The 19,222-nt window shown below is 45.3% G+C and carries 15 protein-coding genes and 1 riboswitch; of the genes, 6 read left to right on the forward strand and 9 right to left on the reverse strand.

Going from position 1 to position 19,222, the window contains the following annotated elements; translation table 11 throughout:
* Window positions 1-8: 8 nt before the first annotated feature.
* The 5 genes from V7R35_RS13295 to V7R35_RS13315 all read right to left on the reverse strand — a co-directional run bounded on the left by V7R35_RS13295 (window position 9) and on the right by V7R35_RS13315 (window position 6,495).
* Window positions 9-641, reverse strand: coding sequence for a thiol:disulfide interchange protein DsbA/DsbL (locus V7R35_RS13295; protein WP_334015372.1), 633 nt, complete (start codon window positions 639-641; stop codon window positions 9-11).
* 252 nt (window positions 642-893) lie between these two features.
* The gene (locus V7R35_RS13300) at window positions 894-2,816 is read right to left on the reverse strand and encodes a TonB-dependent receptor plug domain-containing protein (protein ID WP_334015373.1); all 1,923 of its coding nucleotides are present in this window, start codon (window positions 2,814-2,816) and stop codon (window positions 894-896) included.
* Window positions 2,817-2,900: 84 nt separating this feature from the next.
* Window positions 2,901-3,146, reverse strand: a riboswitch (cobalamin riboswitch).
* Window positions 3,147-3,164: 18 nt separating this feature from the next.
* On the reverse strand, window positions 3,165-4,148 hold the full coding sequence (locus V7R35_RS13305; RefSeq protein ID WP_334015374.1) for a serine/threonine protein kinase: 984 nt from the start codon (window positions 4,146-4,148) through the stop codon (window positions 3,165-3,167).
* Window positions 4,145-5,575 carry a cytochrome c oxidase accessory protein CcoG gene (gene ccoG, locus V7R35_RS13310; RefSeq protein ID WP_334015505.1) on the reverse strand — a complete coding sequence of 477 codons (1,431 nt, stop codon included), beginning with the start codon at window positions 5,573-5,575 and terminating at the stop codon, window positions 4,145-4,147. The genes V7R35_RS13305 and ccoG overlap by 4 nt, the downstream gene beginning before the upstream one ends.
* Window positions 5,576-5,802: 227 nt before the next feature.
* Window positions 5,803-6,495, reverse strand: a complete 693-nt coding sequence (locus V7R35_RS13315; protein WP_334015376.1) for a lipase — start codon at window positions 6,493-6,495, stop codon at window positions 5,803-5,805.
* 389 nt (window positions 6,496-6,884) lie between these two features.
* On the opposite strand from V7R35_RS13315, the gene V7R35_RS13320 reads away from it, so the two are divergent.
* Together V7R35_RS13320 and V7R35_RS13325 are read left to right on the forward strand one after the other, a co-directional pair.
* The gene (locus V7R35_RS13320; RefSeq protein ID WP_334015377.1) at window positions 6,885-7,250 is read left to right on the forward strand and encodes a hypothetical protein; all 366 of its coding nucleotides are present in this window, start codon (window positions 6,885-6,887) and stop codon (window positions 7,248-7,250) included.
* Window positions 7,251-7,333: 83 nt separating this feature from the next.
* Window positions 7,334-7,882: a DUF3016 domain-containing protein gene (locus V7R35_RS13325; RefSeq protein ID WP_334015378.1), complete on the forward strand. Its 549-nt coding sequence runs from the start codon at window positions 7,334-7,336 to the stop codon at window positions 7,880-7,882.
* A gap of 163 nt (window positions 7,883-8,045) precedes the next feature.
* On the opposite strand, the gene V7R35_RS13330 is transcribed toward V7R35_RS13325, so the two are convergent.
* A complete protein-coding gene (locus V7R35_RS13330) occupies window positions 8,046-9,806 on the reverse strand; it encodes an acyl-CoA dehydrogenase family protein (protein WP_334015379.1) in 1,761 nt (586 codons plus the stop codon).
* A gap of 244 nt (window positions 9,807-10,050) precedes the next feature.
* Between V7R35_RS13330 and V7R35_RS13335 the strand changes: the two genes are divergently transcribed.
* A complete protein-coding gene (locus V7R35_RS13335) occupies window positions 10,051-10,800 on the forward strand; it encodes an SDR family NAD(P)-dependent oxidoreductase (RefSeq protein ID WP_334015380.1) in 750 nt (249 codons plus the stop codon).
* Window positions 10,797-11,708, forward strand: a complete 912-nt coding sequence (locus tag V7R35_RS13340) for an amidohydrolase family protein (RefSeq protein ID WP_334015381.1) — start codon at window positions 10,797-10,799, stop codon at window positions 11,706-11,708. The genes V7R35_RS13335 and V7R35_RS13340 overlap by 4 nt, the downstream gene beginning before the upstream one ends.
* An 88-nt stretch (window positions 11,709-11,796) precedes the next feature.
* Here V7R35_RS13340 and V7R35_RS13345 read toward each other — a convergent pair whose 3' ends face one another.
* The 3 genes from V7R35_RS13345 to V7R35_RS13355 form a co-directional block, all read right to left on the reverse strand.
* Window positions 11,797-12,981 carry a mandelate racemase/muconate lactonizing enzyme family protein gene (locus tag V7R35_RS13345; protein WP_334015383.1) on the reverse strand — a complete coding sequence of 395 codons (1,185 nt, stop codon included), beginning with the start codon at window positions 12,979-12,981 and terminating at the stop codon, window positions 11,797-11,799.
* 30 nt (window positions 12,982-13,011) lie between these two features.
* On the reverse strand, window positions 13,012-13,779 hold the full coding sequence (locus tag V7R35_RS13350) for a class II aldolase/adducin family protein (protein WP_334015384.1): 768 nt from the start codon (window positions 13,777-13,779) through the stop codon (window positions 13,012-13,014).
* Between the two features lie 123 nt (window positions 13,780-13,902).
* On the reverse strand, window positions 13,903-14,343 hold the full coding sequence (locus V7R35_RS13355) for an NUDIX hydrolase (RefSeq protein ID WP_334015385.1): 441 nt from the start codon (window positions 14,341-14,343) through the stop codon (window positions 13,903-13,905).
* Window positions 14,344-14,622: 279 nt separating this feature from the next.
* Here V7R35_RS13355 and V7R35_RS13360 point away from each other — a divergent pair, with 279 nt between their 5' ends.
* Window positions 14,623-15,672: an efflux RND transporter periplasmic adaptor subunit gene (locus tag V7R35_RS13360; RefSeq protein ID WP_334015386.1), complete on the forward strand. Its 1,050-nt coding sequence runs from the start codon at window positions 14,623-14,625 to the stop codon at window positions 15,670-15,672.
* Window positions 15,673-15,683: 11 nt separating this feature from the next.
* Entirely contained in the window at window positions 15,684-18,788 is a 3,105-nt protein-coding gene (locus V7R35_RS13365; RefSeq protein WP_334015387.1) for an efflux RND transporter permease subunit, read from the forward strand.
* Window positions 18,789-19,222: the final 434 nt, after the last annotated feature.

Consider the following 19,222-nt stretch of genomic DNA (forward strand, 5'->3'; position numbering starts at 1 on the left):
AATACAAACTACTTTTGCTCAGATAGCCATACAATTAAGTCAGCAATATCGTCAAAAGTCATATCAGCAGTAAACGTAGGCTGATATTTACCATTGATAATAAAGCTTGGTACACCTGTTAAGTATTCACGGTAATCATCAATTTGTTGCTGGTTTTTACGCAGCATGCTGTTTACGCCAAAGCTCTTAGCCATTTTATCAAACTCGGCGCCATCTACACCGTTTACAACAAAGATGTTGCGTAAGTCTTTAAGACCCGTGATAGAAGCGCGCTGTTTGTGAATGTAGTTAAAGATAGCACCGTTCATCGCTTCTTCTTGCTTCATAGCACGCGCGATAAGCATGGCTTTTGTTGCATCATCTTGTACGTCTGGACCAGTGAAGCGCATAAAGTTTACGTGTACTTTGTTGAATTTAGTGCCTTCGCTCTTCTTCGCTTTAATTTGCGCTACGATAGGTTCAAACTGGAAACAGTGTGGGCACCAAAATGAGAAGTACTCAGTAATAACAGGCTTATCAGTGGCTTCTCTGTCGAGTACTTTATAGTGCGTGCCTTCTTTCCATTTAGAACCTGCTTCTTGCGCACAGGCTGCTAATGGCAAAAGCATTGCCATGACAAACATTACTGCAAACTTTTTCATTAAATTGTTTCCTATAATTATAATTCAAAAAACACGTTGAGATTATCACAGGCATTTAAGGTTAACTAGAACCTGTAGGTTATCAAGCGTTAATACGCGTAGTGGTGGCGATAAAATGCAAGTTTTGCGTTAATCGTATGGCTTTATGTTAATGATGAAAACCTGAATGTTGAATGAACGACTAAAGGGAAAAGAAAATGCCGCTATTAGGCGGCATTTTAAGTGCGATGATAACCGTTCTATCGGTTTTAATTACATGCTGTAAGTTACCGACAGTAATGCACGTCTTTCTTGCCCAGCGAACCCAACAATATCTTCGTAATCGGTATCGAATACGTTGTTAACTTTAAGCGCAAGCTGCCATTTTTCATCAATTTGATAACCAAGGTTCACCGTGGCTAAAGTGTATGCTGAAAGCGCTAGCGTTTCAGGTGATGCTGGGAACGGCGGGAAGAACGTATCAAAACGCGTGCCGGTATACGCTAGCTTTGCATAAAGACTAAAGCGTTTTGTGCCTAAGTTCGACATGTAAGTTAACGCACCTTGATGACGGGCGCGTCTTAACTCGGTGGTCACTATGCCCGCGTTATCTTGCTCAGCATCTAAATAGCTATAGCTTGCACCTAGGTTTCCGTAATCGGTTGACCACGTTAGCTCTACGTCAACACCTTCACGATTACTGTCGCCAGCAACGTTGTCAGCACTAAAAGTACCAAGGTCGGGGATGAATACAAAACCGTTAATTTCATCTTCAAGGTCGGTGTGATAATAGCTAACTTGGCCGCTTATATTGGCCCAGTTGGCTTTAACACCCACTTCCCATTCTTCGCTGGTTTCTGGTTGAAGGTTAGGGTTACCAATAAAGCTTGCTGGGAAAAAGCCAAAGCGTTCGGTAAAGGTGGGCGTTTTTACTGCACGGCCTAAACTGGCAAATGCCGCATAGTGTTTATTAAGTTGCCATGTTAAACCGCCGCGGTAGCTTATTGCATTGTCAAACTCGCTATTGCTATCGTGACGCACGCTTAACGTAGCAAACACATTGTCGCTAAGTTCACCATTTGCTTCGGCAAACACGCTGTATGTGTTGTCGTGTTGCTTCTGATTGGGGTCGCCAAAACCAATTGGACCTCGCTGTGCAAACAAGCGCTGTAAATATTCAACGCCGCCTGCCACTTGCCAGTTGTCGAAATTGTAAAAGCTTGTCCAGTTAAGCTCTAATCGCTCGCCTGTTGTGCCGCCTGCATTAAGCCCAGATGTTGTGTTGTCGTTTTCATCTTTACGATATTGAAGGCTTAGTGCACTGCGATAAGCTGTGGCATTTGGTGCAAATTCCCAGCGCAACTTTGCGCTTAGTTGTGTGCCATCGGTTACGTTATCTGAATCAGTAGGCAGGCCTGTGGTAACAAAATCAGTACCATCGTACTGGTTTTCATAGTTAACCGTGCGCAGGTTACCAATAAAAGTGTGCTCATCATTAAATGCGTAGTTAGCATTAACGCCCGCCGTTACGTTCTGGTAGCCATCGTCTTCACTTCCCATGCGAGAAACATTATCGCCATCGGTATTGAAGTAGTTTGCGTAAGCGGTAACGCCTAACTTGTCGATTTGCGACGTTGCATTAATACTACCGGTATAGGTGCCTTGGTTACCCGCGCCCGCGGTTAACGTTACGCCCGATGATGCATTATCAAACTGACCGGCCTTGGTGGTAATGCTTAATACACCACCAATGGCGCCGCTTCCCCAGCGTGCGCTTTGCGGGCCGCGTAATAGCTCTATTCGCACAACGTTAGCGCTATTTAAATGTGCAAGGTCAACTAAACTGCCTTGACCTACATCGTTGGCAACAACGCCGTCAATTAGTACGAGTAAATGGTTGGTTTCGCTGCCGCGAACGCGAACTTCGGTAAGTCCGCCCGGGCTGCCCGATTGTGAAAGGCTCACGCTCGGTAAACCGCGAATAAGGTCGATAAGCTGAATAGCACCCGACGCTTTAATATCTGATTCGGTTAGCACCGATACTGAGCCTGGAAGCTTAGTAAGTTGAATAGGTAAACGAGAGCCAGTAACGGTAAGCGTTTCTATTTCTGAGTCTGTGTTTTGAGAAAATGAAGGTGTGCTAAAGCACGACAAAACCGCTGTAGCAACAGCAGCGCGAGTTAGTTGTGTACGCATGATTTTTCAGTGTTTTATCAAATGTGCTCCACCCGAGCACATGTTATTGTGGACGCTCAATACGGTTATGAGTGAAATAACTGTATGAGCCATGAGGCACAGGCCGGTATCCGGGCTTACTCGCTGAAAATGTACTTCAGATCTTTTACCTTCCCATCGACAAAAGCAGGTATTGCTTAAAAGACAGTGGTGTATGAAAAGAGCATGTTGAACAACAACATGGAGCTTACCGTTGCGGGGGCAGCACCAGTTTTTCACTGGTTTCCCGTTTAACGCCAATGACTGTAGAACAAAGGTAGTTATTGGCGCACCTACGCGTGGCGAGAGTATATAGAATATACGGTTTGATTAAAACCCAAGCTTAAGTGGTGCTTCGTTTAACGCGGCTAACTGTTCCTTTAGGGCTAATATCTGGCCTTCCCAGTACTTATCTTCGGCAAACCACGGGAATGCTCTAGGGAAAGCGGGGTCTTCCCAACGTCTTGATAGCCACGCCATATAATGCACCATACGCATAGCGCGAAGAGGCTCAATCAATGAAAGCTGGCTGTTATCGAAAGTGTGAAATTCTTCATAGGCTTCAACTAGGGTTTCGAGCTGCAGCAGCTGTTGTTGTCTGTCGCCGCTTAACATCATCCATAAATCTTGAATGGCTGGACCCATACGACAGTCGTCTAAATCAACAAAAGTAGGGCCATCGCGCCACAGTATGTTGCCCGGGTGACAGTCGCCGTGTAGGCGAATGAGTGAACTAGCGCTGTAAGCCTTGCGCGTAGTCTCAATAACCGGGTTAAGAATAGCGAAAAATGCGGTTTTTAAGTGCTCTGGCAACAGCGAGCTATTCTCAAGCACGTGCTTTGGCTCTTCTAAATAACTGTGAATATCAATGGTAGGGCGTTCTTTAAATGGTGTTGCTTGCGCCACTTGATGAATGCGGCCAATGAATCTGCCCATCCATTCAAGCTGATCTAAATTGTCGTTTTCAAACTGTCGACCGCCTACCGATGGAAATAGCGTAAAGCGATAGTCGGTGCCCTTAACATTATGGTGGTGCAGGGTACTACCATTCAATGCAATGGGGGCTGCGAGCGGAATTTCGCTTTCAACTAATGCTTTTGCGAACACGTGCTCTTCAAGTATTTGGGCGTCAGTCCATCGCCCAGGTCGGTAAAATTTAGCAACGTAGCGCTTCCCGTCTTCAGCTAAAAACTGATATACGCGGTTTTCGTAGCTATTAAGCGCAAGCAGGCCGCTTTGTAAAAAAATGCCCTGAGATTCCAGGGCATCAAGTATGGTGTCGGGGCTAAGCCCCGAGAAAGAAAAATCTGTCATCGATAAAGAAATTTAGTTGGCTCATCAACGGTAACTGCCTCGCCATCAATGGTGGTGGTTACGCTGATGAAGATATCCGTTACCGTATCTTCCAGATTATAGGCATCGGTTGCAACTGATATTGGCGTGCTGTACACCTCGCCACCTTTAACAGTAACCTGCTGTTCTCCAATGTAGGTGTAGTCAGGCAAACCTTTTACCGCAATAGTGTAGGTGTGCTCTTGCTGGGTTTTGTTAAGCACTTTAATGGTGTACACATTTTCAATTAGGCCTTCGTTGGTTTCTCGATACAGTGAGTTTCTGTCGCGAATGATGTCAACTTCAGTGGGGCTGCGAGTATAAATATTGGCGAATAACAGGCCTAACATAATAACTAACACCACGAAGTAACCTATTAGCTTGGGGCGAATAATATGCGTTTTGCCGCCTGCAAGTTCCTCTTCAGAAGTGAAGCTAATAAGGCCTTTGGGGTACCCCATTTTATCCATTACACCGTTACAGGCATCAACACATGCGCCGCAGTTGATGCACTCGTATTGCAGGCCATTTCGAATGTCGATACCGGTAGGGCACACTTGTACACATAAGTTACAGTCTATACAGTCACCAATGCCCTTTTCTTGTACTTGTTCATGGCTTAACTTTCTTGGGCGAGGGCCACGCTGCTCTCCGCGATTCGCGTTATACGACACGGTAAAGGTATCTTTATCAAACATTGCCGATTGGAATCGCGCATAAGGACAAATGTGCGTGCACATTATCTCACGCATATACCCTGCGTTTCCGTAGGTACATACAGCAAAAAAGATAACTGAGAACCCAGCCCAAAAGCTGGTATTAACGGTGAAGAAGTCAATGAATAGACGGTCGATGGGTGTGAAGTAGCCTACGAATGTGAGTGCAGTGAGCAGGGCAACAGCAATCCATGCGCTGTGTTTGGCTGTTTTGCGAAGAAACTTGTCGGTATCCATAGCGCGGTTATCTAGTGCTATGCGCTTGTTACGAGGACCTTCAATTTTCTCTTCAAACCAAGTGTAAATGTATACCCACGTAGTTTGCGGACACATGAACCCGCACCACACACGCCCCGCGAAAGTGGTGACGAAAAACAAGGCAAACGCCGATACAATAAATATGTACGCTAGCAGCGTAAGGTCTTGTGGCCATAGTGTTAACGAGAATATGGTGAAGCGCTGCTCGCCAATATCAAGTAACACTGCCTGCTGATTGTTGTACTGGAACCAAGGGATAATAGCGAACAGGCCTAAAAAGAATAGGCCGAAAAAACGGCGGAAAGATTCCAGTGGACCTTTTACGGCGCGCACGTAAATGCGGCTGCGAGAATCGTAACGTTTCCCTTCAATAGCCCCTTTGGGCTTATGCACTTTTACCGGAGTGACATTTTTTACCGGTATTTGGTCATTCATAGTTACACCTTCGCTAACAACATCTACTGCTACGTTGAGTATAACAGCATGTGCTACATCATCTTTAATGTAGATCAATAGTGGCGTGAATGATCCATTTTTTTTATGTTTCAGTCAATACTGAAAGTTCAGAAAGTTTGAGTCTGTGATTTTATGAAAGTTTAGTTCTAAGTTCAATTAAGGCCATTTAACCACTGACCTTAATCGAGCATTAGGTCAAACTGTCGCTATTGAATAAGGTTTACTTGCTGTACAGCAGTGTCTGTTTGAAGACCGAAATGACCTAAAACATAAGTATATGACGCGTCTTCACCGTCTATTCTGCTGCTATGAACGCCGTTAACTGTACATACGCCAGTTGCGCACACAATTTGATCAATATTGCTTTTAATGGAATACACGTTTCGACCAATAGGCACGTTGGCAATGCTGTCTAAAAATGGGCTTGAAATAGAAAGGCCGTCTCGTCCGCACGTACTTGACCACACGTTAAACGGGTACATGCCACATGTGCGCAGGCCTTTTGTTGCGCCTGCTATGCCTACGAAGCTATCCACAAAACCTGATGCTGCTAGTTTATCTATTTGTTGAATAGATAAGGTAACACCCATCGAGTGCGCGATAACATCAATACGCCCTGTGCACGATGCGTTTACTGCATCAATAATCGCATTCCTCACCGGTGTTTCCTCTGAACCGCTGTGGTTATTGCATGCAGCACATGTCTTTGAGCCCCAGTTCGGCAAGAACAAGTCGCTTGACGAGTAGCCTCGACGGTATAATTCACTAACCGTGTTATTCCAACTTGATGGTGACGCACTGTTCCCGTGTACTAATACGACAGCGTCTTTACACGCGTTAGCATAATTAGCTACAACCGACGAAATTAATAACAGAACTATCATTTTTATAATTTTCATTTTCTTCAACCTTTGCTTGTTAACAATTGTTTAACAAGGCTAAGGTAGAAGGCCTGTAACATTATTTCGATAGTACTTTCGTACAGCAAATGAACAATTTATAGTAAAGGAAAGCCAACACTCAAATATTGAGTGAATGCAAAAGATGATAGTAGTAAGGCGCACGTTGTTTATAGCAACGCGGTAATGCTGATGATGTGATTTAAACATATATGCAGGCATATATACTGGCGTATAGATAGCGCTATTTATGACCTATAAATGTATGTATATACTCACTAACGTTTAATGGAACTGAACGAGTTACAGTGCTTATTGTCAACCAAATATCTATGTTGAATAAGTGCTGTTAAACGTTGTATACAACTGTAGAAGTAGGCTGAGAAGTCATGTTACGTTTTTTTGTTATTGCTGCTGAAATTGTTCTTTTGGTACTGGTACTGCGCTCGCCTTTTGCACAATATTTATTTGAAGATGTGCAAAACTCTATTTCTGATTGGCTTGCAGAAATGGCTACTATGCCCGAACGCAACGAATTAGAAGCGTTTAGAGAAAACGTGGTAATGCAAATTGGCCCGCTTAAACCCTACCAACAAACCTATTTACAGGAAATAACCGTAGATAAAGCAAGTCTTCGTCGTTTCAGTGGCGTGTATTGTGACGGCGACGATATAAACCCAAATTTTACGGGAACTAAAAGGGCACAGTTGTGCCTAATTATAAAGCAGTCGTCGGTTTTGCAATCGCCTAATTAGTTATTGCTAGCTAGCAATGGGGCGTTGTAACCGAAAGATCAACAAGTGCTGTTTACCTGTAGCGGTTATGTAGGAGTTTCAACGTGAATAAAATCATTCTATGTTCCTTGTTAGGAAGTGCGGTGGCGCTACCGCTGCTTTTCGCTAGTTCGCCGGTGTCTGCGGCTGAAGTGAAAGTAACATGGGAAAATGCAGAGAAGTATACCGATGTACGTCCTGCCAATGAATCGAGAAAGCGATTTCGCGAACGTACCCTAGCGGCATTGGAAGAGCATATTGTTGAACTTGCATCGAAGTTGCCTGAGTCACAAAAGTTAACGATGACGGTAACGAACGTGGATTTAGCAGGCCAGGTTTGGCCAAGTCAATTTGTGGGGTTTGGCGTAGGTGCGGCCAACGATGTACGCGTTATTCAACGTGTAGATATTCCCAGAATGACGTTTAGCTACACCTTGTCAGATGAGCAAGGCGCTGTGATCTCAAGTGCTGAAGAAGTGCAGCTGAAAGACATGAATTTTATGGAGTCGAATATTCGCCAAAATCGCGGAGACACGCTGAGCTACGAAAAAATCATGTTAGAAGACTGGTTTAACGATACGTTTACGACAAACGTGGCTGCAAACGAAGAGTAGCGAACTGGCCTCTTACCGGCTATTGTTCCTGCGCTAATATAAGCCCGATATAAATGTATAAATGCAAAAGAAAAGGCCGCCAATTCTTGACGAATTAGGCGGCCTTTTTGTATCTACGATGGGACGAAAGCTCTGCTTATTTGGCAGGACTATCTACTTACGCTTACAGGTAATCGAACTCACTGCCAGCAATGGCAAGTGTGCTGTCAGGACCCGCTAGGTACGCTGCTTTGTGTGCATCGCGACGAGGTAGCAGACGTTCAATGTAGAAATCACGTGTCTTCTTCTTCGACGCAGCAAGTACTGCATTGTCGCCGCGCGCTGCCGTGTCGGCCATGCTGTACCACAATACCCCAATTAGCGAGTATGCAGTGTAGTTAAGGAAGTCACAGGCAGCCGATGCTGCTGTAGTTGGATCCATGCCCAAGCAGTCCGATGCCGATGCACGCCAGTCGTCTAGAATGCCTTGGGCAAGCGCTTTGTCTTCTGCGTTTTGAATGTCAGCAACTAAAGTACCAAATGCATTGTACGTTGCTTCCATCATTTGACCGCCGTCGCGCGTTAGCTTACGGCCAATTAGATCAAGTGCTTGAATACCGTTAGTGCCTTCATAAAGCATAGCAATACGCACATCACGCATTAATTGCTCCATGCCCCATTCGCGAATGAAGCCGTGACCGCCAAATACCTGAACACCAATGCTGGTAGTCTCTAGGCCCATATCGGTCATGAATGCCTTACAAACTGGCGTTAAGAACTGCAGAACTTTGTCGGCATTTTCTTTTTCTTCACCATCGCTTAGCTTTTCCACGTCCATAAACTTCGCATAAAGTAGCGATAGCGCACGACAGCCTTCAATTAACGATTTCTGCGTTAGCAGCATACGTGCAACATCGGGTTGGAATACAATAGGGTCAGCTTTGCCTTCAGGGTTTTGAATACCTTGAGGTGCACGTGACTGAACACGCTCGCGTGCATAAGTAAGCGCACCTTGATAAGACGCTTCAGCTGCACCTAGGCCTTGCATACCAACTTGGAAGCGCGCGTCGTTCATCATAGTAAACATGCACGCCAAACCTTGGTTTTCTTCACCTACTAACCAGCCAGTAGCATCATCGAAGTTCATTACACAGGTTGGGCTAGCTTTAATCCCCATTTTGTGCTCAATGCTACCCACAGATAAGCTGTTTGCTTCGCCTGGTGCGTTGTTAGCGTCTGGTAGGAATTTAGGTACAAGGAACAAGCTGATGCCTTTTACGCCTTTCGGTGCATCAGGAAGACGCGCCAGTACAAGGTGAATAACGTTCTCACTCCAATCATGATCGCCGGCGGTAATAAAGATTTTGTTACCCGTAATTTTATAACTGCCGTCGCCTTGCGGCTCAGCCTTGGTGTTAAGCAAGCTAAGGTCGGTGCCCGCGTGTGGCTCTGTCAGGTTCATAGTACCTGTCCACTCGCCGCTAATTAGCTTAGCAAGGTAGATATCTTTCAGCTCTTTGCTGGCGTGCTTAGTCACAGCTAGCGTGGCACTTTCGGTAAGCATGGTGGTTAATCGCCAGCTTAAATTCGCCGCATTTAGCATTTCATGCACCGGGACTGCCATGGTATACGGTAGGTCTTGGCCGTCGTACTCTGCAGTACCTAGCATCGCATTCCAGCCATTGGCCACATACTCTTGGTATGCTTCAGCGAAGCCTTTAGGGGTCGTCACTTTGCCGTTTTCTAGTTTACAGCCTTCTTCGTCACCTTCACGGTTAAGAGGAGCAACAACATCAAGTGCGAACTTCGCGCCTTGGGAAATAATTTCATTGGCCAAATCACTGTCGAAATCGCTAATACCTAGCTTTTCGTAGTGCGCATCAAGTCCAAGCCAGTCTTTCAGAAGGAACTGAAAATCAGCTGTTGGGGCATGGTACAGAGGCATGGATGACTCCTTTTTCAAACAAGTGTTTTAATTTTGCCTATTATAGTCATAAAAAGCATAGTCAGAGTAGCCCGTTAAAGGAAAGTTAATAATAAATTTGGTTTATGTGGCGGGGGAAATCGGTAGCACATAGGTTGGCCATAAAGAGTAAACCCGCACCAAAACATATCTTGCTTGCTTTTCTGCTGTGCCTTGGCATGCTTAGCCATTAGAAAACAAACGTAACCGACAAGTAATGTGTGATATGACAGAACAGCGTCCTGTGTGTGTAGTAACCGGCGGAAGTCTGGGTATTGGCTTAGCCGTGTGCAACGTATTTTCAAGCAACGGCTACAAGGTAGTTAACCTAGATATTCGCGACTTTGAAACCGCGCCGTTAAATAGTGAGTGGATTCACTGCGACGTAAGCGTTGTCGCCAATGTAGCAAGCGCAGTAGAGCAGGTTGCTGCAACGTACGGTCGTATAGATGCCTTGGTGTGCAATGCAGGCATGCATGTGTCGGCAACCATTGAAGATACCGATGAAGCACTGCTTGATAAAATATTTAACCTTAATGTTAAAGGTGCCTACGGTGCTATAAAAGCCACGTTACCAGTAATGAAAAAGCAGGGGGCTGGTGCCATTGTAGTAATGGGGTCAGATCAGTCTTTTGTGGGCAAGCGAAATTCATTTGCATACGGGCTAACGAAGTCGGCGCTGGCGTCGGTAGCAAAAACCACGGCCTTAGATTATGCCCCTTTCAACATTCGGGTGAACGCGGTGTGCCCCGGTACCATTGAAACGCCTTTGTTTCACAACGCCATTGATAAATACGTTGCGGCTTCAGGAGCAAACAAGAGTGAAGTGGTGAAAGAGGAAGCCGCTGCACAGCCCATTGGTAGACTGGGTCAGCCTGAAGATGTTGCCGAGTTAACCTATTTCTTATGCAGCGAAAAAACATCGTTTATTACAGGTAGCCTGCACGCTGTCGATGGTGGGTACACTGCGCAATGACCATAACTGGTAGTGCGGTTGAACCTCGTGATGAATGGGTAGACCCTCATATTCATTTGTTTGCGCTAGATAAAGGGCGTTACGATTGGCTAAAGCCTAGCAACCCACCTTACTGGCCTGATAAAAGCCAAATTGCCAGCTCTAGAACAGAGACGCAGTTAAGACTGGCATCACACAATAAGTTAGGCAGCTTTGTGCATATTGAAGCCGGTTTTGATAACGAAAGACCTTGGCGCGAAGTAGAGTTTTTAACACAGCACTGCACTATGCCTTTTAAAAGTGTGGCGTGTATAAATGTAACTGCAAACTCGGCCATACAGCATATTAGTAAACTAGCACGCTACAGCGCTGTAGTGGGAGCAAGGCATATTCTTGATGACGATGCCTACGACATTCTTCGTTCGCCAAAAACGCGTCATAGTTTGGCGTATTTAAGTGAACAAGAACTGTCGTTTGACGCGCAGTTTGATGTATCAAACGCTCAGGCAGTAAGCGCGTTATTGCGCGTTGTTGAGAGTAACCCTGCATTAAAGGTTATTGTTAACCATACAGCCATCGCGCCGTTAGATATGGCCAGTAGAGCGTTCCAAAATTGGCAGCAGCATATTCAGTTACTGTCGAACACCGGCCAAGTGGCGTTCAAGTTCTCTGGCCTTGAAATGCAAGACAGAAACTGGCATTGGCAGCGTGCAAACTCGGTGTTCAACGCGTTAGTAGACGCAGCGTCAGGGCAAAATGTTATGTTTGCAAGTAACTACCCACTATCGCTATGGCGTTTGCCATATATTGCGTTGTGGAATGGGTTCAAACATATGGCGGAGCGATATGACAGTGCGCTACAAAAAGCGTGGCTTACAGACAACGCGAATAAATGGTACCGCCTTCAAAACTATGCGTCTTGCAAATAGCACGTCTTATAGCGAGCTCGTTTTGCAATAAAAAAGGGTTAACTGTAAAACGTTAACCCTTTTTCGATGTTGCGCTCTAGTAACGCTATTATTTTAACGACGTCACAGTCATGTTCGGTGAGCGATACACCACTTCATCGTTAAGCTCTATGCCAATTCCAGGGGTATCTGGCGCTTCAATAAAGCCATTTACAGGCTGTGGGTCTTGAAGACAAAGTTCGCGGTTCCAATCTTTAATGGCGTAAGTGTGATGCTCGTGAATTAAAAAGTTAGGAATAGCCGTCTCTAAGTGCAAGCTAGCCGCCGTTGCTACCGGGCCGCCACACACGTGAGCCTGAATACGCACATCGTAAATATCAGCGTAGTCACACACTTTTTTCGCTTCAGTAAAACCGCCGCATAAGCCAACGTCGGGCTGAAGTACGTCAAGCGATTGGTCTTCAAGGTAAGGGCGAACATCCCAGCGGTGATATAAACGCTCGCCGCCAGCAATAGGAACTCTCACGTTCTTCGCCACCTTGTCATGCAGCTTCGAGTTCAGGTAATTAACCGGCTCTTCGTAATACAAGCAGCCAATTTCTTCTACAATGTCGCCCAGTTGAATAGCCGTAGAAGCGCCAAGTAAGCTATGGCATTCAAAGATGATATCGCCATCTTCACCCATGGTGTCTCGAATGGCTTGAAGACGTGCTTTAAATAGTTTTAGCTCTGGTTTAGTAAAAAGCTTGGTTCTATCGAAATGGGTATTGCCGTCTTTGTCGTAAACAATAGGGTCTACTTTTACGGCATCGTAGCCATCTTTTAACGCTTTTTCAGTAGCACGCGCATAGTCGGCAGGGTCATTCAGTTTGGTAACTTCTTTATCCCAGTCAAACTGTAACTGGCTTGCATAGCTGCGTAATTTACCGTTTGTTTTGCCACCCAATAGTTCGTATACGGGTAGGCCCAATGCTTTACCCTTGATATCCCAAAGTGCAGTATCAATAGCGCTCATTGCTGCATAAATAACTGGGCCGCCGCCTAAGCCCCAAAAGCCTTCTCGCAGCATACGCGACCACAATAACTCGGTGTGAAACGGGTTAAAACCAATTAGCATTGCTTCAGCAATTTCTTTAATCATATGCGCAGCAGCACTGTGACCCCAGTCGTAGGCCAAGCCGGCTTCGCCCACACCCGTTAACCCTTCATCGGTGTAAACACGCACAAAAACCGGGTTCCACTGCGGGCGTTTAGGGCATTCAATATCAAAAATTTCTACTTTTGTGACTTTCATTGTGTTGATGTTATTCCGTTAAGGTAAGGGTTATTCGCAAAAACTCGGGTCAAGCTTGTAGGCTTTACGTAGCATGGCTGGCCATGCTTTTTGCCCGCCGGTTTCGCCGCTGTGTACCACTTTGGCTTGTTCGTATATACCGTCGATAATAGGTTGAGGGATCTCAATAATGTCTTCATTCGACTGCATTAGCGCTAGCTGTATTTCACACGCGCGCTGTAAATCGTAGAAGCGCATAAATGCGTCTCCAACGGTAGGGCCTACTGTAAGGCCACCATGATTAGGTAGCAGCATGTGGTTGGTGTCACCTAAGTCATTTTGTAGGCGCTGTTTTTCGCCATCATCTACGGCTAAGCCTTCATACTTGTGATAAGAAAGTGAAGGTAAAGAAAACATAGAGTACTGGCTCCACGGCCTTAAGCCGCCTTTTACCGACGCCACCGAAATGGTGGCAAGCGTATGCAGGTGGATGACGCATTGGGCGTCGTGACGAACTTCGTGAATAGCACTGTGTATGGTAAAACCAGCAGGGTTTATACCATAAGGGGTGTCATCAAGAATGTTGCCCGCCAAGTCTACTTTAACTAAGTTAGACGCAGTTACTTCATCGAAGGTTAGGCCAAATGCATTAACCAAATAATGGTCGGTGCCAGGCACTTTTGCCGATATATGGGTGTAAATAAGGTCGCCCCAGCGCATATCTGCCACAAGGCGGTAGCAGGCCGCAAGGTCTACTCGGGTTTGCCACTCTTCATCAGACACTTTGCCTTTAAGGCTTAAGGTGGGCAGTGAAAACAAGCTCGTTCTCCTAAAAGATGTAAGCGCACAATTTACCAATACGCTTTGAAATGAACAACGCTTTGTCAGTACAGATTGTTATTAGCTAGAGCGTGTGGCTATTACTCGGTTTTTATAACCACGCTATTTTACCGAATATGCTGTGTATGCATCTCGAAGTACAACCAAGTCATCTGCAAAGCGTAAATCATCATGGGTGAGTAAAAATGGGTCTGCTTTTTCTAGTGCTGTCACCTCAACGGTAGCCCAAGCAGGTGCGTCGAATACTTCTGGTAATACGTCTAGCCCTGCGTCGGTATAACACCCAAAAAGTAGTAAGCCATTGCTACTTTGTCCAAGAAACTGCTGTACTTCAACGTTAAACCCCGTTTCTTCCCATGTTTCTCTATGCGCCGTGCAGGCCGCAGAAACGCCATCAATACGCCCACCACCGGGAAAGTCTAGTTTTCCAGATAAGCGATGGCGAATAAGCAGTACACGGTTATTGGTTTTAATAACGCAGGCTGCGGCTTTGAAAGTATCGTCGGATGAATCGAGATGCACTTTAGATAAGTTTTCATGCATACGGCAAGCGGGCTCGTTTGGAATAGATTCTGAGCAGCCGAAAAACGTTAAAACCGCGAAAATTACTGATAAGCGAAATAAGAATGACATCGAATTGGGTAAAATACTCGTAACAAAGACGTGCGAAACCGTCGTGCTCAAAATGGGCTTTGCACAACGTAAGTAAAAAATAACAACACAGCATGTAAGTTAACCGCTTGATGAAACACTCTCAAGGGAAATTTTCATGTCAACTGCTTGGCTTAACAGTCGAGCAGCATTTTACCTATAGGAAAGGTTATGTCTTCACGTATTTCAGTGTCTCCACTTTTAATCGGTGTTGTACTTCTTGCAGCCGTAGTGGTGTATTTAAACCTGCCAAACGAGCAAGCTTCAGGACAACGAGGCCCGCGCGCAACGCCGGTGAAAACTGCAATTGCCGAAACGCAAACTTTACCTATTACCATAGAGTCGCTAGGCACTGCCGTTGCTAACGAGTCGGTAAATATTACCGCGCAAGTTACCGAAACAGTAAAAGCTATCAACTTTGAAGATGGCGATAAAGCAATGGAAGGTGAGCTACTTGTTCAATTAAATAACACTGAAGAGCGCGCTCGCGTGGAAGAGCTGAAAGCCAATATCGACGAGGCAAAACGCCAGTTCACGCGTATTGCTGACCTGCGCCAGTCTAATGCTACCTCTGAGCAGTTATTAGATGAGCAACAAGCTCGAGTTAAAGCACTTGAAGCGCAGTTAGATATCGCCATTGCGCAGCTTAATGACCTTCAAATTCGCGCACCGTTTAGCGGCCTGTTAGGTAATCGTGAAATTAGTATCGGCTCATTGGTTCAGCCGGGCACAACCATTTCAACGCTTGATGATATAAGCGTAGTAAAGGTTGACTTCAGCATAGCTGAAAACCATCTTGGAAGCGTTGCTAAAGGACAGCGATTATCTGCTGCGTCTGTCGCCTATCCTGGCGAAGCATTTGAAGGCGAAATTACGAATATAGACACCCGTTTAGACCCTGTTAGTCGTGCTATTCGTGTGCGCGCTACTATTCAAAATAAAGACAGCCGTTTACGTCCAGGCATGCTGCTTACTGTGGTTGTAGAAAAACGCGTGCTTAATACACTGGTACTGCCAGAAAAAGCCCTAGTACCTGTAGAAGATAAGCAGTTTGTTTATGTGGTTAAAGACGATGTTGCACATCAGCAAGAGGTGGTGATTGGTGAGCGTCGTCCAGGCTTCGTACAAATCATTGAAGGGGTTAGCATAGGCGATGAGGTGATCACAGAAGGTACGCTTCGCGTTCGTGACCAGTCGCCCGTTAACGTCTTAAATCGATAGGAGCGCACATCATGCTATTGTCTGACGTATCGGTTAAGCGCCCAGTCTTTGCTACGGTAATCAACCTTATTCTTATTATTTTCGGCATTGTGGCAGTGTCGATGTTGTCACTGCGTGAATATCCCGACATTGACCCGCCTATTGTGTCGGTATCTACCACTTACACTGGCGCATCTGCAAACATTGTTGAAACACGTATAACCCAATTACTTGAAGATCGTATTTCAGGTATTGAAGGCATAAAAAATGTCACGTCGACGTCGAGAAACGGACGTTCGGACATTACCATTGAATTTAAGCTTTCCCGCGATATCGATGCAGCAGCGAACGATGTGCGCGAGCGGGTAAGTCGCGCGTTAAATAATTTGCCTGACCAGGCCGATCCGCCCGAAGTGTCAAAGGCGAATTCTGATGAAAGCGCAGTGGTGTGGTACAACCTAAGAAGTACAAATTTAAATACCATGGAACTTACCGACTACGCAGAACGCTTTTTAGTAGACAGGCTATCTATTGTTGATGGTGTAGCGCGTGTGCAAATTGGCGGTGGCCGTCGTTATGCCATGAAGGTGTTTTTAGACCGCAATGCAATGGCTGCTCGTGGTATTACTGTTAGTGACGTAGAGCAAGTCATTCGCGCTGAAAACGTTGAGTTACCAGCCGGCGAAGTAGAATCGGTTGACCGTAATTTTGAAGTGCGCGTTGCCAGAACGTTCTTAACACCAGACGACTTTGCTGCGCTTACTGTAGCGGTGGGGAGTGACGGTTATTTAGTGCGCTTGGGAGAGATTGCCAACGTAGAGCTAACCGCTGAAGACGATGAAACCGAGTTTCGCGGTGACGGCGTAAACATGATTGGTTTGGGTATTATCAAGCAATCAAAAGCAAATACGCTAGACGTAGCTCGGGCCGCAAAAGAGCAAATTACTCGCATAGAAGAGTCGTTACCCGACAATATCTTTATTGTACCTAGTTACGATTCAAGCGTGTTTATCGAAGCATCCATTGATGAGGTTTATCAAACGCTTGCCATCGCGATGATGATGGTTGTAATAGTTATCTACCTGTTTTTGGGCAATGTACGCGCCACCTTTATCCCTGCTGTGACCGTACCGGTATCTATTATTGCCGCGTTTATCGTAATGTACGCACTGGGCTTTTCAATTAATTTGCTGACGTTGTTGGCCATGGTGCTTGCCATAGGTTTGGTGGTAGATGACGCCATTGTTGTGCTAGAAAACATCTATCGTCGAATTGAAATGGGTGAGCCACCAATACTTGCAGCCTATCGCGGCGCACGAGAAGTCGGTTTTGCTGTTATTGCTACCACGTTAGTCCTTATTTCCGTATTTGTACCCTTGGTATTTTTAGAGGGGAATATTGGTAGGCTATTTACTGAATTTGCGCTAGCTATTGCTGCTGCTGTGGCATTTTCAAGTTTCACAGCACTTACCCTATCACCCATGATGGCATCTAAAATTCTGAAAAAACGCGAGCGTTCATCGGGTTTTGGCAACTGGATGGATAAGCAGTTTAGTGCGCTTGAAAACAGCTATTTCAACAGCTTAGGCAAAACCCTTCATCAGCCATTACTTATGGTAATTATGCTAGTTGTAGCGGTAGTTGCTTTAGTGCAGCTTTCTGAACGTGTCCCGAGTGAGTTTGTACCTAAAGAAGATAGAGGTAACTTCTTTATTTTGATGAATGCCCAAGAAGGTGCCAGCTTTGAAAGCAATGCGTCAAACCTCAAGCAAATTGAAGACGTACTTATGCCTTATCGTGAGAACGGAAAAATAAACCGTCTTTTGGTGCGCACTCCGGGGTTTGGCGGCAATGCAGGTATTGCTATTGTAGGTTCAGCAGATTGGGATGAGCGAGACTTTTCCACCTTTGAGCTCATGGACGAAATAAGCGCAAAGCTTAATACCGTGCCTGATGTTCGTGCATTCGCCATTATGCGAAGTGGTGTGTCAGGCGGTGGTTTTGGACGTCCTGTTCAGTTTGTATTGCAGGGTGATACCTATGAAAACTTGGTTGCGTGGCGAGATACTGTGCTCGAGAAAGCCAGTGAAAATAGCAATCTCATTCGCCTTGATTCAGATTACAAAGAAACATCTCCTCAATTATTGGTGAACATTAATCGCGACCGAGCGGCGGACCTCGGTGTTTCAATAAGTGACATTGGCGGAACACTTGAGGTGATGTTAGGGCAGCGCAGAGTATCTACCTTCCTAGACAGAGGTGAAGAGTACGACGTTATTATTGAAGGTATCGAAGATGACTTTAGAAGCCCCAACAGTATAGAAAACCTCTATGTGCGTTCTTCGCGTACCGGTGAGCTTATTCCTATGGATAACTTACTTACTTTTGCAGAGCAGGCTACGTCATCACGATTAAACAGATACAACCGTATGCGTGCGGTTACTATTTCTGCCAATTTAGCCGATGGCTACACACTGGGCGAGGCATTAGCGTACCTTGAAGATATTGTTCGAACGGAATTACCAGATAACGTATCGATAGACTACAAGGGCGAGTCTCAGCTGTATAACGAAGCCGGTAATTCGTTTGTCTATGTGTTCCTTTTGGCGTTAGCAGTGACCTACCTTATATTGGCTGCACAGTTTGAAAGTTGGGTGCATCCATTGGTTATCATGCTAACCGTTCCATTGGCCCTTGTGGGCGCTTATATTGGGCTCTTCTTCTCAGATATGACCATCAACATCTACAGTCAAATAGGCCTAGTTATGCTCATTGGTCTTGCGGCTAAGAACGGTATTCTTATTGTTGAATTTGCTAATCAGCTTCGCGATGCAGGAATGGAGTTTGAGCAGGCGCTTAAACGCGCCGCAGCGCAGCGCCTACGCCCTATAGTGATGACAGGTTTTACTACGGTATTTAGTTCACTGCCACTCGTGTTGGCTTCAGGCCCTGGCGCTGAAAGCCGTATGGTTATTGGTATGGTAATTTTCTCCGGTGTGTTGTTGTCTGCATTTATGACGCTGTATGTTGTGCCTACTGCTTACAGTTGGATGGCCAGAAACACAGGCTCGCCACTTATGCGAACGCAAGAAATAGAAAAACTTGAAAAAGATATACCTTACAAGAAAGGTGAATAGTTTACTTGAGCGGGCCAACACACTGTGTTTGCCTGCTTTTTGTGCAGGCATGCTGCGCTACGGCGAATAAATAATAAGCATTCAGGTATTTGATACTATACTCCAATATTATTAGGTATTCGTTTTTATATATAGGTATGTGTTTTTATATATTTGATATATAAAGCTTATTTTTCTTCTGGCTAGCAATTAGTCACCTAAAAATGGCAAGTTAATACGTTGAAACGTATTGATTAGACAATTGTATAGTTGAATAAACTTGCCCTTCCTCTAAACTGCGCCCAATTTCAAACGCTTGTATAAGTTATTAATTTTTAAACAGTAAAAACTTAATGCTCAAATTGGCGAATATGGCTTTTGTGACTAATACTTACTTCGTTGTCTGATAATTAGCATAAAAGATATCGCAACGCTTAACACCTTGCCTACGAAGA

Origin of the sequence: Alteromonas sp. S167, assembly GCF_036864375.1 — a bacterium.
Lineage (GTDB): Bacteria > Pseudomonadota > Gammaproteobacteria > Enterobacterales > Alteromonadaceae > Alteromonas.